The following is a 25,471-nucleotide window of genomic DNA, read 5'->3' on the forward strand; positions in this document are numbered from 1 at the left end:
CACACCCAAGGAATTAACAGATGCGAATAACCAATCTACTGGCAGGCGTAGCCGTTCTGGCAGCGATTGTCGGTTGCAACACCGGGGGCGGCAGTAGTGAAGACAAGTTGCCCGAGTTCAGCCTGGCTTGGAGCGAATACCCAAGTTGGTCGGTCTTCGGCGTAGCGCACGAAAAAGGTCTGATCGACAAAGACGCCGGTAAACTTGGCGAATTGGAAAAGAAATGGGGCGTTGACGTCGTCCTGGTTCAAGCCGACTACGATCCATGCTTAAGCCAGTACGGTAACTCGACCGTGGATGCGGTCTGCATGACGAATATGGACAGCCTTGCTCCGGCTGGCGGACGCGATTCGGTCGCGATTATTCCTACCTCGACCAGCATCGGAGCCGATGCCTGCATCACAGTTGGTATCGACTCGATTGATGCCCTGAAGGGTACACCAACCTACGGCCTGGAAAAGTCTGTTTCGCAGTATGCTTTTGAACGCTGCCTCGAGATCGAAGGACAAGATCCCAAGGCGTTTGAGTTCAAACAGATGGATCCGGGCGCTGCCGCGTTGGCCATGCAGTCAGGTGACGCCGACGTAAAGTCGATCATGGTCTGGAATCCGTTCGTCCTGCAGACACTCCGCGATCGTGAAGGATCGAAGCGATTGTTCGACTCGAAGAAGATCCCGGAAGAGATCATCGACATGGTGGTTGTTAGTAAAGACAGCCTGGCCAAAGAAGGTGGCGAAGAGTTCGCTTGCTGCGTAATTGATGCCTTCTATCAAGTGAACAAAATGATCGAATCGGACAGTACGCGTCCTGAGACCCTTAAAGCTTTGGGTGAAAAGTTCTCGAACCTCGGCCTCGACGACATGAAGATCATCGTCCAGGAAACGCAGATGTATAAGACTCCCGAAGAAGGGATCGCCTTGTTCGAGAAGAAAGACTTTCAGGACAAGACCATGCCGATGGTGGTTGACTTCTGTGCAACGCACGATATCGTGACGGACAAACCAACGGTCGGTTTCGGCGACGCTGGTGCACAGCTCAACTTCGACGCCTCGTACATGAAGAAGGTACAGGAAAAGAAGTAACGTCTTGCAGGACGTCACAATCGAAGTAATTGCAGCAAGGGCACGAAGCGACGTTTCGTGCCCTTGCTCGTTCCTATTCCACTAAGCCCAACTCGGAAAGATTGCCGGTATGATCCGTCGGCCCATCAGCCAGCAAAGCCGCATTCTGTTAGGCATCGCGAGCTTTGTCGTTCTGTTGATCGGTTATGCCTGGATGTCCCATCGGGCGCACGTCGAGAATCCTCGCAACAAGACGTTGCCTAACTTCTCGCAGCTGACCGAAGGCTGGTCGCGGATTGCACAGGGTGAGGGCGGAATTGACCTTTGGGTCGATATCAAAGCATCGGCCACACGATTGGCTGCCGGTATTGCGGCCGGTGCCGCCTTGGCGTTTGTCGTAGGATTAACCATGGGATGTTTTCCCATTGTCGAGGCCATCCTCCTGCCACCTATTGCGTTCTTCGCCAAGGTCCCCCCGACGGCGATGCTGGCCGTCTATTTTGTCCTTTTTGGTGCGACGGGGATTGAGATCTTTGTGGCCCTTATCGGTTTCGGAATCTTCCCGACGCTCGCTCAATCGATCGCTCAGGCGGCTCAAAAGGACGTGGATGATCACACGCTTTACAAAACTTACACTTTGGGGGCCTCGAACTTCGAGGTCGTATGGGAAGTTGTTCTGAGGCAGATCTTGCCGCGCATTATCGAAAGTGCACGCCTACAGATCGGCCCTGCCATGGTGTTTTTAATCGCTGCCGAATGGGCCTTAGCTACACCGGGTATTGGTTACACGCTGCGAATGCAGTCACGTCTTCAGAACATGAACGTCGTTTATACTTACCTGGCGATCCTGGGCATTGCCGGATTGGCAATCGACCAGATGCTAATCTATTTGCGAAGATACCTTTGTCCCTGGTTTGGCGACTAGCTTTCACGCTAGATCGGTTTGTTCCGATCGAGCGTTTCTCTCACGATACGTAGTAGCTGCTCATCGGTATACGGCTTTGCGAGGAACTGATCCATTTCCAGTTCCTCGCGAGGGACATTTTCTGGCCGCCACAACCCGCTGCTGGCGATTACTGGGATCTTAGGAAAGACCGATCGAATTCCCTTCGCCGTCTCTTGACCATTGATGCCAGGCATCATCATATCGACGACAACCAAATCGAACGGTTGCTTGGCATCGCGGCAAAGCTCGATCGCGTCGGTTCCGCTTTGGGCGGTGGTTACTTGGTAGTTGGAGTTGGTCAGGATGATTTCCGCCGTTTGAAGCATCAGCGATTCGTCATCAACGATTAAGATTGATTCTCCATGTCCGAGGGGAACTTCCACATCAATGGGCGTTTCTGACGGAATGGCTGGCGAGACCGCAACAGGCAGAAAGATCTGAAACGTCGTCCCTTCTCCTTCTCGGCTGAATACCTGTATATCGCCCCCGTGGCTACTGACAATTCCCATGGTGGTTGCCAACCCCAGTCCAGTCCCGCGGCCTTGTTCTTTGGTGGTAAAGAATGGATCAAAGATTCGATCCTGGATCTCGGGTGGAATTCCACTTCCCGTGTCTGCCACAGTAACGCGAACATAATCTCCTGGCGAAAGACTATCGTTTCCTGGCATTCCATCCTGGCGAACGAAAACGTTCTCAGCAGCCAAAGTCAAACAGCCCCCGTTCGGCATGGCGTCCCGTGAGTTGATCGCCAAGTTCATCAGAACCTGAGAAAGCTCTGTCGCGTCCCCACTGACCGGTAGGACATCTTCTTTCAGCGCAACCTGAACTTCGATCGATTTTGGCAACGTGTGTTCCAGGATGCCAGCCGCTTCTTGGATGATGTCATGTATGCTGACCTGCTTTCGCTCGGGATGTTGTCCGCCAGCGAAGGCCAGGAGCTTCTGAATCATCTGGCTGCCACGCTGTGCAGCCGCATCAATCGTTTCTGCCAAGCGGTTGACGTTGTCTTTACTGCGTTTGATCAAACGGGCACTCATCATGATCGGGGTCAGAACGTTGTTCAAATCATGAGCGATCCCTCCCGCCAATGTTCCGATACTTTGCAAACGTTGGCTGCGGCGGAGGCGTTCTTCTTCCGCCACACGATCTGTCACGTCGAACTGAATAATCAACTGGGCGAATGGTGCGCCTCCTTCATCGCGAATCAACGAGCGGCGATGCTCAACCTGAACGTGATTCCCTTGCCGATTACGCTCTGCGATTTGTGCCGTGAATACCCCTTTCTCCAACAGTTCCTTGCGTCCGATTCGCCAGACATCGTTCTCTTCGGCATGCCGAATGTTCATTACCTCAGCGAACTTCCGGCCAATCGCATCTTCCTGGGCAATGCCATACGACGCCTCGGCGCCGGCACTCCAGAAGGTGATTACATCCTGCATGTCACAGACGATGATCGTATCGCGTACTTGGTTCAGAATCTCGCGCTGCTCTCGAATCTTCTCCTCACGAGCGCGCGTTTCACTCAGATCGCGGAAAATAAGTGTCATGAAGTTATCACCGCCCGCCGATGATTTCGCCAAGGTTCCTTGGTAGGGGAATTCCGTTCCGTTGCTGCGAACACAGCTTCCACCCTGAACGGCTTGGGCCGATTCGTTGTGGGCCAAAAACTCCTGCATCCCTGTCGCGACGATCGCCTTTTGATTGGCCGGTATCCAGTCAAGGAACGACCTTCCTTGAGCTTTTTCCGAACTCGTCCCCATGCTCTTTGCCGCTGAGGGGTTGATTAGGCGAATCGTCAGATCGTTGTTAATCGCAATAATGCCATCGCGAGCCGAATCGATGACACTCGCAAGTTCGGCCTGATCGATACGCAGCTGTGACTCAGCTCGATCACGACTGAGCCGATGCGAACGGGCAACCAGCATACTCGTCAACAGCAACACGACTGCCACTCCATTGCCCAACAAGAGAAAACGTTGGGAATTCAACAATCGGACACGCGATTCTTCCTCTCTTCGATTGATGGCCTTCTTTTCAAACTCGAGGATCTCTTGCACCTCTTCGCGGATGCCATCCATGATCTCTTTTTCGTGCTGGTGCGATTGTTCGAGAGATTGATTGTTACTGCTCAGTTCGATTCCATGTTTCAATTCGCGGGCCAGGTCGTCGAGGAGTCCATGGAGTTTCTTCACTCGCTCCTCCTGTTCTGGCAGGTCTTTCACTAGGTGATTTAAGTGCTCCACCTCGGTATCCGCGCGATCTCCAGCCGCGTGGTAAGGGTCGAGAAAACTCTCGTCATCGGTCAATAAGAATCCGCGTTGACCAGTTTCCATCTCGTTGGCCGACTTCACGACATCGCGGGTTGCTTCGCGAATCGCGTAAGCATCGACGATGAAGTCCGCGGCCCGTTCTACTTCGATGGTGTTGATGTACGTGGTCGCCCCCATGAAGAGCACGACCCCCAAAGCGACAAACATGGCGACATTCAACCATGTTGTCGAGTTAAAGACATTCATTCGGGCCTTCTCGCAGCATCATCAAAGAGATTGCGTTCTGCCGACTGTGGGGTGGAGACGGCGAATCGATAGTTCGTCTGAATTGTAGCTTTCTGTTCTCCTTGGGGGAATTGTCAGCGGTTTCAGGAAAAACTGCACGAACTGGCACACGGACTGCTTAACGGGAATTGGATGATAGAGATCCCATGGATGAACCAATTCGGTGAGTAACTACCTTGTCGTACCTTTGTGAAATTCCGCTCCAATTGCTCAATCTGTATGCGGCAGCCGCAAACCGATGGCGAGGCTGCGACTGGAAAACCGAGTTCGGACCTGCCCGGTTAAATCTAGCTAACCTAAGAAGTGTCCAACTGCATTTGCTCGTTTCTGCGACGGCTGGCCAAGAGTCGCAGAACTGGGCGGACGCGGAGTCATGGCTCCAGCAAGTCGAAAAAGACGCCCATCGAGCGGAAGATGCGGCTTACCGAGCGACCAGGCAATTTGTCGCTGGTGACTTGCGCGGAGCCGTGGCTTCGATTAACGAAGCGTGTGAACTCGAAGCGAAGTACCACGCGGAACTGATCTGGGCACCTCTTCGCGATTATCTGCGTCGGGAAGTCGAGAAATCACGCCACCACTAAGCCCCACCCATCTCTCCCGAATTCCCACATCACCGGTCAACTCTTGATCGATCGGTACAATATTGAATCGCCAATCTATAGTTTACGTGAAAATAGATGAGCCACAGTAGATCGACGTTTCACGACGAGTTGGCCATAATATCAGCGACCAACCAACAACTTTTGCCAACGAGACCGACCGCCATGATCAAACTATTGGTCGTCGACGACGAACAGCTAATCCTCGACTGCTTTCTGTATGGGTTCACACCGCCCGATTATCAGATTATCGTCGCCAAAACGGCGCGGGAAGCATTAGAGCTGTTTCCAACCGAACGTCCTGATGTCGTGTTGCTCGATGTTCGCCTGCCGGACATGTCCGGGCTCGACCTCTTCGCTAAGCTAAATGAACTCGACAGTCGCACGCCCATCATTTTGATGACGGGGCACGGAACGGCAAGCACAGCAATCGAGGCGATGCGATCAGGTGCTTACGACTATATCTTGAAGCCTCTTGATGTCGATCAACTTGCGGTGCTAATTGATTCAGCTGCTGAGACGAGTCGTATGATGCGTACTCCAGCGCGGCTTCCCAGTGACGAACCGACCGAGGTAGAAACCGATTTGTTGGTGGGGCAATGCGACGCGATGCAGGAAGTGTATCGGTCGATCGGTCGTGTAGCCCGACAGAATGTCACTGCACTCATTCTGGGAGAAAGCGGTACAGGCAAGGAAGTCGTTGCACGGGCCATTTACCATTACAGTAAACGTTCGCAGCAACGGTTCCTGGCAATCAACTGCGCGGCGATTCCTGAGCAGTTACTGGAAAGCGAACTGTTCGGCCACGAAAAGGGCGCGTTCACCGGTGCTGACCATCGGAAGATTGGTAAATTCGAGCTCGCTAGTAACGGCACGCTTTTTCTGGACGAAATCGGCGATATGACACCGCTGATGCAGACCAAGATTTTGCGTGTACTGCAAGATCAGACTTTCGAGCGTGTTGGCGGTGACGAAACGATTCGCACCAACGCCAGAATCATTGCGGCCACAAATCGAGATTTGCAGGAAGCGATCCGAGAGGGCAGCTTTCGGAGCGATCTTTACTATCGCCTGAATGTCTACACGATTCACTTGCCACCACTTCGCGAGCGTGTGGAGGATATTCCGCTGTTGGTCGACCACTTTCTCACCAAGTATGGGACGGCATTGGAACGTTCGATGACGGCGGTTGCACCGGAGACGATGGAGGTACTTTCGCGGTACCCTTGGCCCGGCAACGTACGAGAACTCCAAAGTGCGATTCAACATGCCCTACTGGAAGCGACAGGTCCCGTTTTGGTACCCGCCTTTCTGCCAGCCTCGATTCGCGAGACGACGTCTGGCGAGGATGTCCCCGTAGAAGATCAGTCGGAACCAGCTCAGCAGCCGACCGATGGTAATGCTCGCTTGGCTCGCAAACTACTCCAAGCCGATTCCTACAACATATTGGCAGAAGTTGTGAATCGAGCGGAGCGGGAAGCGATTATCGAAGTGCTTCAAGAAACTGAATGCAATCTAACAACCGCCGCTCGGCGTTTGGGAATAAGCCGCACGACGCTAAGAACAAAGCTGCGAACGCTCAAGATCTCGCTTGAGCACACCGCCGAAGCACAAGAGCCGGGCTAGGGGATAGCCCGGCGTCTTGAACCAGCGAGGTGGGAAGCAAGGAAAGCAGTATTACCGACCCGTATGATGGTGGGACGGGGAGGTGTGGTTTAGGAAAGCCAATCGGCCGAAATGGAACGTCGAAGCTTGGGCCATTGAAGCGGTCGAAGCTAAAGCAACCAGCAACATCGCGGCAATCAGTGTCTTTTTCATGGGATAAACTCCTCAGTGCATGGTCAGAATGGGGCTCTGACAAAATGGTGGGGAAGCCCGGCAAATTCATCTTTGCGAAAGGGTTCCCGGTGTCTGAGAATCCCATATGCACAACGTGTGCCAGAACCGATTTACGGGCGATTATGCCGATTTAAGCGAGCTGTAAGGCCAATTAGTGCCTTGTTAAGCGGACACAACTGGCCGAAACGACCAATTCTTGGTCGGTATCTTGTTTTCTGATAGTAGCGGCGTCTCATCACGGTAATCTGAGCTACTCCCGGGTAGGAATTCGCTGTCAAAATCAGTTTGAAATGGCAACGTTTTTAGGAAGAATCGACCCTAATCTGTTAGAATGAGGGAGACCGATTCCGACCTGCTCATCATTTGCCTACCTAATTCCTCCCTCCCCTTCCCCGAGCAAACCATGCGGCGCCTTGCTCTGCTATTGCTGTTGCCTTGGATCACTTGTATCAGTGCGAACGCGATATGTAATGCCGAAGAGCCGATTGACTTCAATCGTCAGATTCGTCCGATTTTGTCCGATCGCTGCTTTCATTGCCATGGACCAGACGATGATCATCGCGAAGCTGGGTTCCGTCTGGACGACCGCCAGAGCGCCACGACGGAAGCCGACTCTGGCGAATTGCCAATCATGCCGGGAAATTCTGCCGAAAGCGAGCTGATCCATCGCGTTGCATCGACCGACGATTCGCTCCGGATGCCTCCCTCCGATTCGAACAAGCCACAGCTCTCCGCCGACGAGATCGAGCTGCTCACAAAATGGATCGATCAGGGAGCCGATTTCCAAAGGCATTGGTCATTCGTCCCACCAACCCGTCCCCAGTTACCTAAGGTCGAGCAGGCAGAGTGGGTTCGTAACCCGATCGATCGCTTCGTCCTCGCCCGAATCGAAGAGCAAAGACTTGCACCGTCACCTGAGGCCGACAAGCGGACTTTGATTCGCCGAGTGACGCTCGATCTCACCGGACTTCCACCGACGCCAGCAGAGGTCGAGCAGTTCCTAGCTGACGAATCGCCGAAAGCTTACGAGCGGCTCGTCGATCGGTTGTTGGCCTCTCCACGTTACGGCGAACGGATGGCTTGGCCTTGGCTTGATGCAGCTCGTTACGCCGACACAAACGGTTATCAAGGCGACCCAGAACGAACCATGTGGCCCTGGCGTGATTGGGTAGTCGATGCGTTAAACAACAACATGCCGTTCGATCAATTTACGATTGAACAGCTCGCTGGTGATCAGATTCCTGAGGCCACGCACGCCCAGGTCATCGCCTCAGGCTTCAATCGCAATCATATGCATAACGGCGAAGGGGGACGCATCGCGGAAGAAACACGTGTCGAGAACGTTTTTGACCGTACCGAGACCACCGCAACCGTTTGGTTGGGGCTGACATACACGTGCTGCCGCTGTCACACCCATAAGTTCGATCCAATCTCGCACACCGAGTATTACGCCTTCTACGACTTCTTCAATCAGACGTCCGAGGGAGGAGGCATTCGCGGTGGTGCCGTACCCCCGTTCGTGCCGTACGTTTCTCCGGAAAACCAACAAAAGCTGGAGACCTACGCACAACAGCTTGCGGCCCTACGAAAGACGCTTCTGAAAGACGACCCCGCAGCAGACGAAGCCCAAGCCAAGTGGCAGGAACGCGTCCGCCGCGAAAGCGCCTGGACATTTCCGGCGATCGTCGAAGTTCAAACGGGCGGCCAATCGCAGCTCTCTACACTCGATGATGGTTCACTTCGTGCTGAAGGGGCCAGGCCCGATCAAGATGTTTATACGATCGTGGCGCGCACAGACCGCTTGAATAATAAAGCAATCCGTTTGGAGGCGCTATCCGACAAGATTTCCTCTCCGACTGGAAGCACTGGCCGAGCCGACAACGGCAACGCAGTGCTTAGCGAGTTCGAAGTTTTCATTCGCCCAGAAACAGACCCTACGGCCAAGTTTCGGCCGGTGAAAATCGTCAAGGGCACCGCAGAGCACGCGCAATCTGGCCTTGGTGTCGAACAAGCTTTCGACGGTATCAATGGCGGCGGAGGTGGCTGGGCGATGGAAGGATTCAACCGCAAAGACAGCAATACAGCTATCTTCTACCTCGACCAGCCGTTTGGGTTTGAAGGAGGCACCGAGATACGTTTCGTCCTTCGCTGCGAGTCGCGACACATCGCCCACACATTAGCACGTGTTCGCTTGTCGGTAGGCTCTGGCGAAACGGAAGGAGTTCTTCCTTCCGAAGTTCAAAATGCCTTGGCAAAATCGCCCGAACAGCTTACCGCGAAAGAGCAGCAGACACTTCGCCAGGAATTTCGCGCGAAGCATTACCATCAGGAAGGAGCAGGCGAGGATTCCTATGCGGCGATTGCCAAACGAATCGAAAAGCTCGAGTCGCAATCGAAATCACTCCGAGACGCTTCGGAGAAAATCAAAGTGATGATCATGGATACGCTAGATAAGCCACGCGAGACGCGTATCCTTGAGAAAGGTTTGTACAACAAGCCGATTGGCGATGCCGTCGCGCCCGATGTTCCTGGTGTGCTGCCAGGACTACCCGAAGAGGCAACTCGCAATCGATTGACGCTGGCTAAATGGCTCGTCTCGCCCGACCATCCCCTCACGGCGCGAGTAACCGTGAATCGATACTGGCAGTTGTTCTTTGGTCAAGGGATTGTGCGAACGCCAGAAGACTTTGGTACGCAGGGCAAGTTACCAACCCATCCAGAACTTCTCGATTGGTTAGCGGTCGAATTCGTCGAGAGCGGCTGGGATGTTAAAGCGATACATCGTCTGATCGTTACTAGTTCGACCTATCGACAATCGTCACAAGCTACCGCCGAGAAGCGAGAAGCTGACCCAGCAAATTTTTTCCTGGCACGGCAATCACGCCACCGACTTCCCTCTTGGATGCTGCGAGACCAAGCGTTATTCGTTGGCAATCTTGCTTCCTTGCGAATGGGCGGACCTCCCGTTAAGCCGTACCAACCAGAGGGGATATGGGCAGAGGCAACCTTCGGAAAGAAAAAGTACCAGCGTGATAACGGCGAGGCTCTTTATCGTCGTAGCTTGTATGTGTTCTGGCGGCGGATCGTGGGACCAACAATGTTCTTCGATGTAGCCAACCGCCAAACTTGCAGCGTGAAGACAGCGATTACCAACACGCCACTACATGCGTTAACGACGCTCAATGATATTACTTACGTCGAGGCCGCTCGTGGGCTGGCAACTAAAGTGATTCACGCCTCGGACGAGCCATCTCAGCGAATTCGGGATGTATTTCTGACGCTCACCTCAAGAGAAGTGACCGAGCAGGAACTTGCCATCCTTTTGGATCGGTACCAGGTGCTCCAAAGCGTGTTCGCCCAAAGCGAAGAAGATGCCCAAAAGCTGTTAGCGATCGGTGAGGCTCCTCGGGACCAGTCGATCGACCTTGCCGAGTTAGCGACGATGACCGCCCTGTGCAATACCTTGATGAACCTTGACGAGGCTCTGAGTCGACCATGACGCGACCAACTGTATCCTCTCCACAAGTTGAACATGCAATCCAGATGACGCGCCGCCAACTACTCGGACGGTGTGGTATCGGGTTGGGCAGTGTGGCCCTAGGTTCTTTAGTTGGCAACCAACAGGCTGGGGCCGCGACGTCGAACGGCTTGCCAGTATTGCCCCACTTTGCTCCGAAAGCGAAACGGGTGATTTACTTGTTTCAGAACGGCGCTCCTTCGCACACCGATTTGTTTGACTACAAACCAAAGCTAAAGGAGATGCACGGTGTGCAGATCCCGGACGAAGTTGTCGGCGGAGCCCGCTTCAGCACGATGACCGGCGGTCAAACCGCGCGGCCTTGCTTGGCCCCGATTACCAAGTTTGCTCAGCGTGGCGAGTGCGGAGCCTGGATCGCGGAAGACTTCCTACCCAAAACGGCAGGGATTGTCGACAAGCTTTGTTTCGTTAAGTCGATGCACACCACGCAAGTGAATCATGCCCCTGCGATCACCTTTTTTCTAACCGGGGCTGAGATGGCGGGACGGCCCAGCATGGGAGCTTGGTTAACGTACGGCTTAGGGGCTGAGACCGAGGAACTGCCGTCTTACGTCGTGATGACCAGTCGCGATAAGGAAGCTTCGTGCGGACAGATCTTTTACGACTTCTATTGGGGAAGTGGCTTCCTGCCCAGCAAGTATCAAGGCGTCAAGTTCCGGGGTTCGGGCGATCCGGTACTTTATCTTTCCAACCCAGACGGCATCAGCCGAGAGATGCGGCGCGGCTTGCTTGATGATCTTTCCCGGCTAAACGCCATGGAGGAGGAAAAGACGGGCGATCCAGAAATCGGTACCCGGGTTGCCCAGTACGAGATGGCGTACAAGATGCAGGCCTCAGTTCCCGAACTGACCGACTTTACCCAAGAGCCGCAGCACATTCTCGACATGTATGGACCGGATGTACAACGAAAGGGGTCGTACGCATATAACTGCTTGATGGCCCGCCGTCTGGCCGAACGTGGCGTCCGTTTTGTACAGGTGATGCATGCCGGTTGGGACCAGCACCGCAATTTGAATACGCAGCTGAAGATCCAGTGCACCGATACAGATGCACCGAGCGCGGCCCTAGTGAAAGACTTGGAGCAACGTGGGCTGCTGGACGACACACTGGTGATCTGGGGTGGCGAGTTCGGCCGAACACCATTCTTACAGGGTGCGATTAGCGAAACAAAAACTTGGGGTCGCGATCATCACCCTTACGCGTTTACCTTGTGGATGGCCGGAGGCGGAGTCAAGCCCGGTATCTCGTACGGCGAATCGGACGAATTCGGTCACAATGCAGCGGTCGATAAAGTCCACGTCCATGACCTGCAAGCAACCATCTTTCACTTGTTGGGGATCGATCACGAGAAATTCACGTTCCGATTCCAAGGCCGCGACTTTCGCCTGACCGACGTGCATGGCGAGTTGATCCGACCGATCTTGACGTAACCCCGAACGAAAATTACTTGATGTAGGGACGCTCCATCGCGAACAATAGTGCCCGGGCTTGCTTTTTCCATTTTTCATCCAGTTGGTCTGGATATAGGATGGACAGCGTCGTTAAAAGTGCACCGCGTTGAACCGGCTGAAGGCCTTTCAACAGTGGCTGGAGGTTGGCGGAAAGTTTGTCTTCCTGGAACACCTGCCGAATTCTTTGTCGGAGCTGGTCATTCCCATCCGGAGGAGACAACGCATCCATCCGATCCAAATAGGGAGTGGGGTCCCTGTCATGATTCCTCGCTAAAGCAGCGAGGTACGGCATCATCTTCGCTTGATTAAGTTCCGCTACCGGCTGCGCAAGTGCTCTTTCTTGCATTGCCGCGGATGCACCACTTGAGGTCGCCAAAAGATCGAGCATAAACTCTTCCATTTGCTCGCCTCCGCCCACTTGATAAGCCTGATCAAGCTGGCCTCGCTGCATCAAAGCGAACATAGCCATCGGTGACCCTTGGAAACGATTGCCTGTTTCCATATCAAGGATCGTTTGCAACTCGACCGAATGACGAATTAAGTCGGTGTAATTTACATCTTCGCTATCCGCCAGCAAACGCCGAATACGAGCCACCATCACCGCTACTTTACTACGAACCGCACAGGGGTGTTTGAGACAAACATCGAACTTCTCGAGCGCTGCCTGCCAATTGCCCTGAGATGCGTAGACGTAACCGGCCGCGTTGTTGATCCAAGGATCTTGTGGCCACCTCTTGGCAAGATCAACGAACCTTTCGTCTTGCTCAGGCTCATTTGGCATCAGACGAACCGAGATATACTGCCAGCTTGGATCGTTAGGGTGCTTGGCAGCCTGATTGAGTTGCTGCTGCTTGATCTGTTCCTTCTGATCTGCCGGAGATAGATCGTATTGGGCACGTAATGCAAGGATATCGCTGGGAGACGCTTCCAACCGTTTGGCAAGAATCTCGTCGTAGTCGCTTAGGGACTCCGCATGGCCGAGCCAATCAACGATATAGGGACTGTCCGCGGTATCGAAAGTGGCATGCACCCGCACGAGCTGTTCGTATTCGTCCGATTCACTAATAACCGGCAAGATTTCGTAGGGAGAGTAGCCAACCGGATTATCTAACACCGATCGCAATGCCCCGTCACTCTTCGTCTCGACCGAATTGGGTGGATTCTCAAAAACAAATTGAGCCCCCGTTTCGATCCAACGCGGTGCGCCTAGAAATCGCGGTTGGGTTGGCGACGCATTGCCGTAAACCTTATCCCATTCGATCAGTGGCGCGGCCGAGGCGATGTTGTAAATGTAATGACTAAACGCGGCACCAGGACGCTCACGTAACGTTTCAATCTCGCGGCCATCCATCGTTGTTGTTGTGAACTGGATTGATCGAAAGGTTCCGAACGTAAAGTCTTTGTGTTGATGCGGTCCGAGCGTGACCTTCTGGTCATTAACCATCACGCTTACCGGCGCTTCTAGGCCATTGTAAACCGTCACTTCGGCGGTACCGACGAAAAGGCCTGCCGCGATCACCGAGAAAACAAGTGCGGCGGCAACCGTGAAACGCAGGACGCTCGGCCCGGTTCCGTCAGCCAAGAGAAACTGACTCCACCAATCGAGCTTTGTTTGTCGCTCTCGTTCCGAACCACGCTCGCAGGTGCCGTACTTTTCGGGCGAGGTCGCCGAGTCCGGAGCTACTTCGGTTTCCTGCTTACCGAGGTAGATTGCGGCGACCTTCTTCTCGGCGTGTAGCAGCTCGTCGAGAACCGCGTCACGCAGTGCAGAGAATCGAAACTTCATCGGAACGATCCAGCTATCCACGACATCCATCCACTGCGCGATATTGTGCTGATCGGCTGGTGGTAGATCAAACTTCTCGAAAGCGGCCCGCCAGTTCTCAATTTCTAAGGTTTCCAACACAGCCTTCGGAAGGCGGACGCTTACGGCTTGTACGTCCAGGAGCGCCGCAATCGTGCGAACGACGTTCGCGGCTTCGATGATCTTGCGAAGGTTCTTCGAGCTCACTCGTCCGGCCGCGGTCGACATGACGGTGACATTTGCCAAGTAGCCGTGTGCATCATCGAGGTCGGCGTAGCTATGCTCGGCATAATGTAGCAACATCGTCAGACTACGAACGTATTGAGGCCACCCGTTGCCAATTGCATGCGCTGCCGCTTCATGGACCGAGCGGCAATGGGCATCATGTTTCTCGACTTCGCGTAGGCACAGGTCCCGTTCCTTCTTGACCTCAGCAATCAACTGCGGCAATTTCCGACGTCGGATGACATTCCCACGGTAGCGAACTACGTTACCGGTCGCGTCATAGTGCCCTTCCTTCACCCCTTCCAACAAGTTGATTTCTTCTTCCAATCCACGCAGCTCGGTCAGCTTTCCTTGCAGATGCTCGGGATAGAGTTCCGTTAATGCAGATCGCACGGTGTCCTCGGAAGGTCGATCGCCGTAAAGTTGATTTGCCTCAGCAACAGCGAGCGTAACCGATCGCCCCAAATAAGCACCACGGTACGCTTGATCGAACGACTCACATTGGTATTCCTGATCGACCAGCTTGAGGGCTTCCTCCGTCGGCAACAGTTCTGGCTCCTCCTTCAGCTGAATCCGTTCGATGACAAACTTGGTAACTGATTTCCGTAGTTCTTCTGGATCTTCAAAAAACGTCCAAGCTGATTCTTCCTCGATGTCAACCGAAAGATACGTTCGTTTGGTGTTCGCCTCGCGCTCGGTATTTGGCGGATGGGTTGCCCACATTTGAGGTGGCTGAGCAAGCTTCTCACTAAATACGCGTACTTCGGCTCCTAAAGTCGACTCGGACAGGACAAGTTCTTCGTCGTCCATGATCCGCTGCAAGTGCTGGGCGACCCGAGTCTGAATGGCAAACAAGTCTTCAACTACTCGCCCCTTACCCAACTGCGTGTCGGCAAATCCACATGCCTGGCTATACGCTTCGTCCGCCGCTTGCAAACGATACAATCCATGAATTAATGCGTCGCTTCCCGTGACCGATACGGCCACTAGATCGGCTTGAAACTCCATCTCTCGTGAGAGGGCACGATGAGCCAGCACGACCCAGCGAAAGACACTTTCCATAACGGAGCGAATCGCCCAGACAACCAGTCGCATGATCCAGCCAATCCAGGCCACGCGAAGATCAATTCGGGAAATGAAGTCGAGTGTATGATCGAGAAAATCCCGTTTGGCAATGATCGCAGCGGCAATCTGCTCGCCCACATAAACCCAACTGCCCACGGCCATCGAGCGTTGCGCAAAGTGACCAAATTCGTGAGCAAGCACAGCCGTAAGCTCGGTCCGATTCAGAGCATTTACCAACCCCAGCCCAATCGTCAGATTCTTTTTAGAAGGGATAATAAAGTTCAGGATCGACAGGTCATAAAAAACGCTCGCATTCACGCCAGGGCAGAGGAACACGCGATGAGGACGTGGCGCGCCCACGCGATCGGCGAGCTGATAAAGAAACTCAAATAGCTCAGGTTGGTCGGCCGTGGTGATTTCGCGTCCCGGATCATCAGAACCTTGTCGAACAAACAGCAGGGCTTTCCACAGGAAGATCGACAAGAAGGCGAACGGAACTGCCGTGAAGAACGCCGCCACCGAACCTTGTCCGCCAGCGATCACCCCGAGAATCATCCGGTAGGTGGTATAAGTAAACCAGCTAGCGAGTCCCACGTAGAGAACGAGGAATGCGAATAATCCCAGTACGGCAAGCCAAACTCGGCGGCGGTATGATGCAGACGCCTTAGCAAAGTCAGGCGGAGTGTGGATCTTGGGGAGAAGATCAGTCGAGCTCACGATGAAGGCCCTTGTGCGAGGGGGCGAATAATCGAAAGCTCAAAGATACCAATCCCAAGCGCGCGATGCGAACACTTTCATCGATTGGAAGTACTCGCGTGGTAACTTAGCTGGTTCTAGCGTGGGCCAAATCGACGACGATAATCGCCGCGTGAAGGTTCCTCCCGACTTGGCTCGGTGGAGGAAGGTTCCTCCGCCTTGGCAGCGGCGGCTTCCTCGGCCTCTTTCAGTTTGGCCTGAGCCGCTTCTGGATCGTCGATCGCCTCTTGGCTAGGCTTGACGATTAAAGACCATCCATGAAGAACGCCGGAACGTTCGCTACGGCTAGCCCGGATCATCAACTGCCAGGTACCCTTCAAGTTCTTCCCACGAAACTGATTCAAACCTGGCTGGCGTTTTTCAAGTGCCTCGGGTTGAAATGACCCTGAAAACGGTGGTCGCGAACGAGTAATTCGATCTCGAGCGTCGTCATCGAACGTCGTTTTGTCGAAATGATCATCACTGCCACCGACGCTGGTAAACAATTCCACGCGCTGTCCTTCTGGACCAATTAAGTAACCGTCAAGCTGTTCCACATACGTATGGGTTATCGAAAGCTGAACGTTCAAATCACCGATAAGGTAATCCTCGCCGACTTCGATCTCGGAAACAACGATCGAGCGTGGCAACAGGACTTCGGCTTCGTTGTTTGAGTAAGCCCCGCCTGAAACCGTGTTTAAGGACAAAACTTCATCAATCGTGATAATGCCGTCCTGATTATTATCGTACGAAGCGAACTGGCTAAGCGCCGCATCGTCCCACTCGTCGGTGAATTCCGACATCATGACTTGTTGGTCACCGTCACTATCCCGTTCAAAGAACCACGTCGGGACGGCTTCTTGACGCGAATTGGCCGCTCGCTCCATGGTCGCAAAGAGATACTGAGACAACTCGTCAGCGTCGACCGCACCGTCGCGATTGTAATCGACTTTGGCCACCGATATCCCTGCCGCAGACATTTCTTGCGGCTCGAGTTGGTCATTGCGGTTGTAGTCGTACCGCTCCAAAATGCTTCGCGCCAGCGAATCACTGCCGCGATCACCATTTCGCGATGCCCCCGCGCCACTCAGGGCTCGCCAATCGCTTCGTTGGTCGTTGGCTCGTGAACCGGCGTCACCGATTGAGCCTAAACTGGTCAGCGAACGTTTTTCGGCCGTACGACGTTTGGCATAGCGTTGGGTGAGTTCAGCTAGAGTCAATTGGCGATCACGATTCAAATCGGACGTGCTGGGATCACGGCCATCCCAATGGGCATCGGCAATCTCTTCCGCGTCGAGTTTCCCGTCGCGATTGCGATCCCATCGCCGCATCGTCCGTTCGGCTTCTTCAACATCGGCCTGGATGTAGTCGTACTTGACCTCACCGATTCCGAAGGCAGGAATCAGCTTTTGATCTGGATCGATCCCGAATCCCTTCATGGTCGGCTCGTTGGAGCTAGTCCCGCGCGAAGCGGATGAGGAACCACCATTGCGTCGCTGAGCATGCAGGCGAGCGGCCTGCTCGAGTTTCTCGACTGAGTTTGGTCGTGAAAGGCTGATCCCGTATGGGACTGCGAACTCTTCGAGGTAACGGCGTCCTCGATCCGAGATCTCGTCTGGCTCGATAAAGCCATTGCGATCGTCATCAATGCGTCGAATCCATTCGCCTTGAGCGTAGATCATGCCCGGCATGATCCACAGCGTGCCAACGACGGCCAACAAAATGGCGACCGAGCGGACGGATGACATTGGAGCGGTTGCCAGAAGCATTATCGACCTCGGTAGGAACGTGGGTCACGGCGATCTCGCGAGGATGACGACTGGCCAGTTTGTTCAGCCAGGATTTGCGAAATCGTTTCTTTGGAAATACCGCTGGAGGCAGAGATCACACGAACCGAACGCTCGCTACGACGATCGACCGTTTCCACGAGCGATTCAACTTCGGCGAACAAGGAATCAGGCGCTGTAATCACAAGTGAGTTGCTTGACTCGTGGACAGCAACCGCCATTTTAGGTTCGCTACCGCGGACGGGATTGTCGTCGACGCTGCGCTGTTCGTTCTGACCACGACGGTCGTCGCCACGTTGATCGTTATTGGCACGTTGTTGAGCGGCTCGCTGCGTGGTGGTGTCGATACGGGTCGGGAAAGCTTCGCGAATGACTTCCGCCACTTCTTCCGCCCGGGCATGTTTCAGTTCAATAATGTGCGAACGCCCCGAGGTCTCGATCGCCGTGATACTGGAATCTTTATCGATGATCTTCATGTAGCCTTCGATCATCGCAATATCTTCTTTCGTGCCCTGCACGATCAACCGGTTGAGTCGAGCGTCGGAAACCACGGTTGCCGTCCCTGCCGTCACCGTAGTCACACCGTCACGCTCGAACAGAAAACTTCCGAAGTAACCACTCGAACTCGAGTAATTGCTGCTGCCATTGATTAGGGTGTCAGAAGCCGGATCGGCCAAGGCATTGCCGCCGTCAAGAAGGTCGGCCAGCATCTTTACTGCTTCCTCTGCGGTGACGTACTTCAGATAGTAAACGACCGTTGGAGAGATCGTTTTTTTATCTTGGGTCGTGATCGTACGAAGATGTTCTTCAAACCGATCGAGGGCGTCCAGATCCTGCGATTGAAGCAGAATGCCGTTAGGCACGACCTGACTACGGATTGGAGCCATCGCCTTTTCGGTCGTGATTGTGCTACTGATTGCATCTCCGTAGCTGGCCGATACGGACACGAAATCGTCGCGATCGCTTAACGAAGGTCGACGATCGGCAGGTTCTTTTGCCTCTTGTGGCGGCGAAGTGGTTTGTGTTGCATCGGAGTCTTCTTGATCGCTATCAGACAACTCAGGAAAGACCGTCCGTTCGATCACGGGTGCTTGTGTATCCTCAGCAGGTGGCAAAATCTGGAGGCAATTCGCTCCTTGCCAATGCTGCTTAGCCGTTTGCAAGACGTCTAAACGCTGCGGACCGGTCAGGGGGACGAATCGCAGGTCGCTGCTGTTCTTAGCTTGGCCTTTCGAGTCGAGGCGTGTGATCAGATCCTCAATTTGCTTAATCTGCTCGCCAGTTCCACGAACAAATAGGCGGCGTTCACCAGGATCTGCATCGACTTTAGGTGGTTTCACGCGTGGCTCTTCATCACGACCACGGCGACGATCATCGTCGTCCGTAGTCGGAAGCTCGAACATCTCGCCAATTAGTGAGACCGCGAAGTACGGATCGACCGACTTGAGTTCGACTACGGCGAATTCGACCGACGGTGCCTGCAGTTCTTCAATTGTTTCGCGGATTAACTGATGAACCTCGTTGTCAGCCAGAGCGACGATGGAATTGCTTTCTGGTTGCATGGTCAAACGTAGGGACTTATCAGCCAAAACCGTTTGCAATACTTCGTAAACGATTTGCAGATTGTCGCCAGTAACGTCATGCGCAATCAGCGTCTTGGCTTTCTCCGCCGCTTGCGACTCGTCTGGCACATCGACCACTTTCAGAAGTGATTCCAGCCGATCGAGCTTCTCTGCGGATCCGACAGCGAACATTCGCTTACCGGAGATGTCGGTGGTGATCGTAATATCGAGCCCGTTGGTTTCGCCGTTAGGGATACCAAGGTGGGTACCAGCGACCATTAGTACCGTTTCTGCGTCGACATGCTTCAAATCGAATCGCTTGACAACAGCGTCATCTTCTTCTGGCTGCTGCATTGCGTTGAGCACACGCATCGCACTGCGAAGATTTTTGGCACTGTCGGTGATGATCAGCTGATTTGATTTTGGAAGGACGACAGGAGTCGTGATGAGCTTAAGCGGCTGCATCTCGTTGATCACTTCGGTTGGCACCAGCTCGCCTAGTGGGACAAAGCATTTCACCACTTCATGATCATCAATGCCTTCCAATTCATCGAGCGTAACAACCGTTGACATGGCATCGAGTTGCTGGAGCCCACGAGGATCGCCCAGGTTGATTACGGAAAGAAGTTGACCGCGTCGAACGAGCGTGAAACCGCGAGGCAGCAAAAACAGATTCAACCGTGTGATCGCCTCATTAACAGTGAAGTAGTCGCCATCGGCGTAGCTAAAGCTTCCGGTAGGGACTTCATCAACGTAAAGCGACAAATCACCAGCCTCAGCAATCCATTCAAAAACGTCACGCCACGATGCCCCGCTGAAGGAAAATCGCAGTCGATCATTGACCGTGCTGGATGTTGCCGTGCTCGCTGATGTGACGCTCGAAGGAGCAGTTGGCGAAGCTGGAGTCGTCGATTCTTCTTCGGAAGTTTCTTCCGTAGCGTCTTCCACCGCAGCCGGAGGAATGACGGGGCTTGTTTCTTCCTGGGCGTTTGCCGCAGACGTTACGCCGGTGAAGATCACACACCAGGCGAGAACGGGTGAGGAGATCCATCGTGAATCTCCAACAACAAATGAAGCGCGTCGCATGATCAGTTTTGCCGGGCATTATGCCCGACCCCCGTGGTGGATTCGCTGCTTGCGAATTGGTGGGTCGGTGAATTCTGCCACCTCAAACAATCCATCAGAGAAACACCGTTCACTGTAGAAGCGGTGACCCTTCGGATGATTGGCAGGAGGTTTCCTTCGCGTGGGTTTGAAAGAAACCTTAGTTAAGGTGGGAACAATTTCGATCGCGGGTAAGCGATCTGGCAGGATTTGAAATCTTTATATGTACACGTTTTAGATCGATTGGCCGGATACGTCAATATTTTCCTGTTCGTTCAAGGCTACTTGAGTAAACAAGTCACGCTAGTTTAAACGTGGAGATCACCAACACATATGCGTAACTGCTGAGACATTGGCAATTACACGGAACAATCCCCCTACCAGGACTGATTTCTGTGAAGTTTTTGATCGCCGCCGTTTTCGTTGTTCTCGTGGGCGGAGCGGCTCAGGCCAATGAGCCTAATCAATCAATCATTCGCGTACTAACGTACAACATCCATCATGGGGAAGGAACCGACGGAAACGTCGACTTGCAACGGATTGCCGACGTAATTCGTCGTGCGAACCCTGATTTCGTTGCCCTGCAAGAGGTCGATCGGAATACACAGCGCACAGGTGGGATTGACCAAACCAAGCAGTTGGCCGAGCTTACCGGGATGCATGGCTACTTCTTCCGTCAGATCGATTTTGCGGGAGGCGAATATGGCCAGGCGATTCTAACCAAGTCTGACTTAATCGAACGTCAACAATTCATGCTGCCGGGCGAGCCTGAGCGAGAACAGCGTTTACTCGCACGGGCACTGTTCACCGTTGGTGGCAAACAATTATGGTTTGCCACGACCCATCTTCATCATGCGGACAATGACATTCGAGAGGGCCAAGTCGCGGCGTTGAATGCATTATTCCCCAAGATTGATCCGATGAAGCAGCCCGCAATCGTTTGTGGGGACTTCAATGCGGTCCCTGAAAGTCAGGCCATGAAAACCATTGCAGGCGCATGGACAATCTCAGGAGCGGAAAAGAATCTGCCGACCTTCCCTGCCGTAAAGCCGACTCGACAGATAGACTATGTCATCGTTCGGGGCGCTAACGAAATGCGAGTTATCTCCACAACAGTCCTCGCCGAACCGCTTGCCTCGGATCATTGCCCCCTAATGGTGGAGATTGCGATTACCCCATAGCTAGCGGATCGCAATCAATCTAAGCCAGGAATTTCGCCAAGAAATGCTTGACGGGCGGTCTTCTGCGCAAATCAAAGAAATTTCTGCCATTTAACGAAGAGAATCGAATCCCACCTCGATGCTAGAATCGTGCATGTAGTTTTTACTCTCTTCATCATGCACCTTTGGCCAGCTTGTCGCGCGGTCAGAGCCCCCAGGACTTATTTGCTCTTCATCGTTGGGAGGGATCGTAATGAACCGGAATTTTCGTCGTGCGGGCTTTACGCTCGTGGAACTGTTGGTCGTTATCGCAATCATCGGCGTTTTGATTGCTCTACTTCTGCCTGCCGTGCAACAAGCTCGTGAAGCGGCTCGCCGGATGCAGTGCAGCAACAATCTGAAGCAGATTGGTTTGGCTTTGCACAACTATGAAAACACTCACCTGAAGTTCCCTCCAGGACAGTGCCTGGAAAATGGATCGCCGGATGCGTCGACACACGCATTCATTCTTCCGTTCCTGGAACAAGGCAACGTTCATGACCTGTTCGACTTCCGATATTCGATCAACGGTAGTTCGGCGAACGTCGCGGCCACCCGTCAGCAATTGGAAGCCTACCAATGTCCGTCGGATATCCAGCCTGCCGGTAACACGATTTCGACTGGTACGTTCGTCTACGGTGGAACAAGCTACATGCAGAATATCGGCGCTAAGGGCACCCTCGTGACTTCCGAATACGATTCGTCACTGGCCGGTCCTTTCTATCGCAACTCAGCAACTCGCTTCGCAGACTTCATCGATGGAACGAGCAACACGGCGATGTTTGCCGAAATTAAAAAGGGTCCTAGTGGATCTTCGTCGCGATTGGTGATCCCTGCTGGCGATCCACGTGACTTCCGCGTGGCAACCTCGGTGTCCGCTGGTTTCTTCGGAAATGACGCTTTGACACCACCATCTGATTGTGAAACACGTAGCACCTACGCTTGGACCTACCGTGGATTGCAGTACTACCGTGGTAACTTTATCACGACGTTCTACACCCACACGCTTACTCCGAATCAGAAACGTCGTGACTGCTTGGACGGTTCGATCGGCTCGCGAGGTCACATTGCCGCACGTAGTTATCACCCAGGTGGGGCGATGACCTGCTTCGGCGACGGTTCGGTCTCGTTCATGCAAGACACGATTGACCAGGTTACTTGGCGATCGCTCGGCACCATGCAGGGTGGTGAAGTTGTTTCGCGTAACTAAGGAACGCGAAAAGCTCTACTCTTTCCAATCACTTCCCAACAGGAAAACAGGAACGAAATGATTACCTCAATCATTATGTCCCACTTGTGTCGTCAACGTTCCCACCTCGCCCTCGTGGTGGGTTCGTTGGCGCTACTTAGCCTTTCGCTAGGTTGCGGTAGTCAACCGACCGGTGATATCGTTCCGACATCACCGGCGGCTGGAACGGCGACCTACAAAGGCAAGCCGTTGGAGTTCTACCAAATTCGTTTTGTCCCGGAAGATGGGCGTCCTGCTGCTGGGGTGACTGACGAAGAGGGTCACTTCACGATGGGCACAAACGATACGGGGGATGGGGCTCCTTCCGGCAAACATCGCGTCGCGATCAACTATGTGGGTCCACCGATGCCGCCAGATTGGGGCGTGACTGATTTTTCCCCGATTCCTCCTCCGAAGTTTAAGGTCCCCGCGAAATTTTCCGATCCAGAAAAGTCGGGCATCACGGTAGAAGTTCCCGAGGATGGAAAAACCGATTTCGTTATCGAGATCGAATAGGCGAACTTGCCGTTGATCAATGCCTGAGAGGGACGTTTCCTGCGTCCCTTTTTTTGTTTCTTGCATTGTTTGTAAGGTTAATTCAATCGTTAGTCCGATGATTGGTCGGCTTAGCGAAGTGAAGTCGCAAGTTTGCCTGTGCCAGACCTCCCTCCGTTCGACGGTTGCCATTCTTGGAAATCGCCATGTACCGATTGCATACGGTCCATCAGGCATCCACGGCAAAAAGCAGAGATGCGATACGATTCTGTATCGCTAGGCACGAGGAAGAACTCGGCTACGGCAGAAGTTCATATTGTACTGGCTGAAAGCCACTGACCAGCATTTCGAGTACGCAGTTTAGCGGCTCGGTCAACACTTCCACGGTTGGCTTGAGTTCGCCGACACCGAGCGCTTGCTTCAGCACCTCGAGAAAGAATCCGTCACGTTGGAAAAGGCCGCCACTCACTCGCACAGATATCTGTTTCTCAGGCACATCGAGTCGAACGCGAAGTTGCTGCACAAGATTGGCAAGGTCGTCAGCCGCTTTCAAGAGTATACCAACCGCGGTCATGTCTGATTTCTGTGCTTGGTCGACCACGATCTTGGAAAGTTGCGCGACCTCAGATTTGAGGTCGCTGAAGCTTGCCAGGTGAGTTTTCATTTCGTAGGCAGTGCTGACTCCCCACTGCTCACAGATGACTGCCGCCAATCCAAACGGTTCGCCAGTGGTCTCCAACGCTTGCAGCGTATACCGCAAGCCTTCGCGTCCGATAGCAAAGCCGCTACCGTCGTCGCCAAGGATATGTCCCCAACCACCAGCAATCGCCAGTTGTCCGTTTCCGTTTCGGCCAATGCCAACCGACCCCGTCCCGGCGATTAGGCCGAACGATGGTTGGTCAGATGTGCAATCCAAAAGTGGGTACAGATCTGGAACGACGGCGAGATTCTTAGCGAGGCGCCGGACTCTCAGCTTCTGGGTCAGCGCCGAGCGAACGGTCGAATCCAGCGTCCCGGCAATCGAAAACAGGGCATGATCGCAAGCGATATCTTTCGCCTCAAGACCTTTCCGCGCCGACTTGACAGCAAGTAGAATCGCTTCGGTGGCGATGTCCATGCCAACCGCTCGGGGATTGCTGGGTCCAGCTTGTCCGTTGCCCAGAACTTCCCACTGATTCGCGTCAAGAATGCGTGCGATACAGCAGGCAGTTTTGGTCCCCCCTCCATCGACTGCCAAAACGATCTGGCCCGGTTGAACAGGAGTCGAGGGAGACATGACGCGAGATATCCGAAACAAGATCAGAGGCGGACGGCGCCGTTGGTGCCATCGTGGATCGCGCGGCGCAAGTGTCCGTGAGCACGGTCCAATAACGTTCGGGCATCTTCTGGCGATTGCTCGGTGTGATGCATGACAATCGCCGTTTTCACTTCACCGTCACATTGGCTGAGCAGTTCGGCTGCGGCTGCCTCGTCTAATTCCGTAGCCGCCTTTACGATCCGTCGAGCTCGGGCGTTCAGCTTCGAGTTTGTCGCACGCAAGTCGACCATCAGATTACCGAACGTCTTACCTTGGCGAATCATCGCACCGGTGCTTAGCATGTTCAGCACCATCTTGGTTGCGGTGCCTGCTTTCATCCGAGTAGAACCGCTGAGGATCTCTGGTCCAACGACCGGAGCAATCACGAGGTCACAGTATGACTTCAATTCGGAGTTGTCGTTGCACGTCAACCCGATGGCGTAAGCACCTAGTTCGCGTGCGTATTCCAGGCCGCCAATTACGTAGGGTGTGCGACCGCTAGTAGCGATGCCGACGACCACATCGGTAGGCGAGAGTTGGATCTTCTCGAGGTCTTGCATGCCGAGGACAGGATTATCTTCCGCACCTTCCACCGCGGTGGTGATTGCCGAAGGACCACCAGCAATGAGACCGACGACCTGACGGGGATCCGAACGGAACGTCGGTGGACATTCGGCAGCATCGAGAATGCCCAGCCGACCCGAGGTTCCAGCGCCGAAATAGATCAGCCGACCTCCACTGTGCATTCGCTCAGAGATGACGTCGATAGCCGTGGCGATCTGCTGCGACTGTCTTCCGACAGCCTCCGCGACACCAGCGTCCTGATCGTTGATGAGTTTAACCACCTCGAGAGTCGTAAGCTCGTCGAGTTGTTCCGAGGCAGGATTGCTGGCCTCGGTTGTTAGATGATCAAGCATAGTTATTTCAACTAACCTCGGACTAGGTCACAACATCCGTGCGACAAATGCTTCCTTGCTTCCT

16 protein-coding genes are annotated in these 25,471 nt (G+C 53.8%); 9 read left to right on the forward strand and 7 right to left on the reverse strand.

All coding sequences use genetic code 11. The annotated features are described in order from the left end of the window. The first annotated feature begins 20 nt into the window (after positions 1 to 20). Together C5Y83_RS00345 and C5Y83_RS00350 are read left to right on the forward strand one after the other, a co-directional pair. On the forward strand, positions 21 to 1,082 hold the full coding sequence (locus C5Y83_RS00345) for a hypothetical protein (RefSeq protein ID WP_105327661.1): 1,062 nt from the start codon (positions 21 to 23) through the stop codon (positions 1,080 to 1,082). A gap of 109 nt (positions 1,083 to 1,191) precedes the next feature. Further along, positions 1,192 to 1,986, forward strand: a complete 795-nt coding sequence (locus C5Y83_RS00350) for an ABC transporter permease (protein ID WP_105327662.1) — start codon at positions 1,192 to 1,194, stop codon at positions 1,984 to 1,986. 8 nt (positions 1,987 to 1,994) lie between these two features. Here C5Y83_RS00350 and C5Y83_RS00355 read toward each other — a convergent pair whose 3' ends face one another. Beyond that, on the reverse strand, positions 1,995 to 4,523 hold the full coding sequence (locus tag C5Y83_RS00355; protein WP_105327663.1) for a PAS domain S-box protein: 2,529 nt from the start codon (positions 4,521 to 4,523) through the stop codon (positions 1,995 to 1,997). A 215-nt stretch (positions 4,524 to 4,738) separates the two neighbouring features. Between C5Y83_RS00355 and C5Y83_RS00360 the strand changes: the two genes are divergently transcribed. Next, on the forward strand, positions 4,739 to 5,143 hold the full coding sequence (locus C5Y83_RS00360) for a hypothetical protein (RefSeq protein WP_105327664.1): 405 nt from the start codon (positions 4,739 to 4,741) through the stop codon (positions 5,141 to 5,143). A 183-nt stretch (positions 5,144 to 5,326) separates the two neighbouring features. Beyond that, positions 5,327 to 6,787, forward strand: a complete 1,461-nt coding sequence (locus C5Y83_RS00365; RefSeq protein ID WP_105327665.1) for a sigma-54-dependent transcriptional regulator — start codon at positions 5,327 to 5,329, stop codon at positions 6,785 to 6,787. A gap of 51 nt (positions 6,788 to 6,838) precedes the next feature. On the opposite strand, the gene C5Y83_RS29265 is transcribed toward C5Y83_RS00365, so the two are convergent. Continuing rightward, on the reverse strand, positions 6,839 to 6,979 hold the full coding sequence (locus tag C5Y83_RS29265) for a hypothetical protein (protein ID WP_158262169.1): 141 nt from the start codon (positions 6,977 to 6,979) through the stop codon (positions 6,839 to 6,841). Positions 6,980 to 7,403: 424 nt separating this feature from the next. On the opposite strand from C5Y83_RS29265, the gene C5Y83_RS00370 reads away from it, so the two are divergent. Together C5Y83_RS00370 and C5Y83_RS00375 are read left to right on the forward strand one after the other, a co-directional pair. Further along, positions 7,404 to 10,499 carry a PSD1 and planctomycete cytochrome C domain-containing protein gene (locus C5Y83_RS00370; protein ID WP_158262170.1) on the forward strand — a complete coding sequence of 1,032 codons (3,096 nt, stop codon included), beginning with the start codon at positions 7,404 to 7,406 and terminating at the stop codon, positions 10,497 to 10,499. After that, positions 10,496 to 11,968, forward strand: coding sequence for a DUF1501 domain-containing protein (locus C5Y83_RS00375; protein WP_105327667.1), 1,473 nt, complete (start codon positions 10,496 to 10,498; stop codon positions 11,966 to 11,968). Before C5Y83_RS00370 ends, C5Y83_RS00375 begins: the two co-directional genes overlap by 4 nt. Before the next feature lie 13 nt (positions 11,969 to 11,981). On the opposite strand, the gene C5Y83_RS00380 is transcribed toward C5Y83_RS00375, so the two are convergent. The 3 genes from C5Y83_RS00380 to C5Y83_RS00390 all read right to left on the reverse strand — a co-directional run bounded on the left by C5Y83_RS00380 (position 11,982) and on the right by C5Y83_RS00390 (position 20,253). After that, positions 11,982 to 15,800, reverse strand: coding sequence for a M48 family metallopeptidase (locus C5Y83_RS00380; RefSeq protein ID WP_146117585.1), 3,819 nt, complete (start codon positions 15,798 to 15,800; stop codon positions 11,982 to 11,984). Between the two features lie 116 nt (positions 15,801 to 15,916). Then, on the reverse strand, positions 15,917 to 17,566 hold the full coding sequence (locus C5Y83_RS00385; RefSeq protein ID WP_158262171.1) for a proprotein convertase P-domain-containing protein: 1,650 nt from the start codon (positions 17,564 to 17,566) through the stop codon (positions 15,917 to 15,919). Between the two features lie 20 nt (positions 17,567 to 17,586). Next, positions 17,587 to 20,253 (reverse strand): secretin N-terminal domain-containing protein, encoded by a 2,667-nt coding sequence (locus tag C5Y83_RS00390; RefSeq protein ID WP_105327670.1) that lies wholly within the window; start codon positions 20,251 to 20,253, stop codon positions 17,587 to 17,589. A 413-nt stretch (positions 20,254 to 20,666) separates the two neighbouring features. Here C5Y83_RS00390 and C5Y83_RS00395 point away from each other — a divergent pair, with 413 nt between their 5' ends. From C5Y83_RS00395 to C5Y83_RS00405, 3 genes are all read left to right on the forward strand, one after another. Then, positions 20,667 to 21,452 carry an endonuclease/exonuclease/phosphatase family protein gene (locus C5Y83_RS00395; protein ID WP_158262172.1) on the forward strand — a complete coding sequence of 262 codons (786 nt, stop codon included), beginning with the start codon at positions 20,667 to 20,669 and terminating at the stop codon, positions 21,450 to 21,452. 232 nt (positions 21,453 to 21,684) lie between these two features. After that, a complete protein-coding gene (locus C5Y83_RS00400; RefSeq protein ID WP_105327865.1) occupies positions 21,685 to 22,680 on the forward strand; it encodes a DUF1559 domain-containing protein in 996 nt (331 codons plus the stop codon). Positions 22,681 to 22,737: 57 nt separating this feature from the next. Beyond that, positions 22,738 to 23,214 (forward strand): hypothetical protein, encoded by a 477-nt coding sequence (locus C5Y83_RS00405; RefSeq protein WP_105327672.1) that lies wholly within the window; start codon positions 22,738 to 22,740, stop codon positions 23,212 to 23,214. 277 nt (positions 23,215 to 23,491) lie between these two features. On the opposite strand, the gene C5Y83_RS00410 is transcribed toward C5Y83_RS00405, so the two are convergent. Next, positions 23,492 to 24,469 (reverse strand): BadF/BadG/BcrA/BcrD ATPase family protein, encoded by a 978-nt coding sequence (locus C5Y83_RS00410; protein WP_105327673.1) that lies wholly within the window; start codon positions 24,467 to 24,469, stop codon positions 23,492 to 23,494. Positions 24,470 to 24,492: 23 nt separating this feature from the next. After that, positions 24,493 to 25,407 carry an N-acetylmuramic acid 6-phosphate etherase gene (murQ, locus tag C5Y83_RS00415; protein ID WP_105327674.1) on the reverse strand — a complete coding sequence of 305 codons (915 nt, stop codon included), beginning with the start codon at positions 25,405 to 25,407 and terminating at the stop codon, positions 24,493 to 24,495. Between the last annotated feature and the right edge of the window lie 64 nt (positions 25,408 to 25,471).

The sequence above is a fragment of the Blastopirellula marina genome (genome assembly GCF_002967765.1).
Classification (GTDB): domain Bacteria; phylum Planctomycetota; class Planctomycetia; order Pirellulales; family Pirellulaceae; genus Bremerella; species Bremerella marina_A.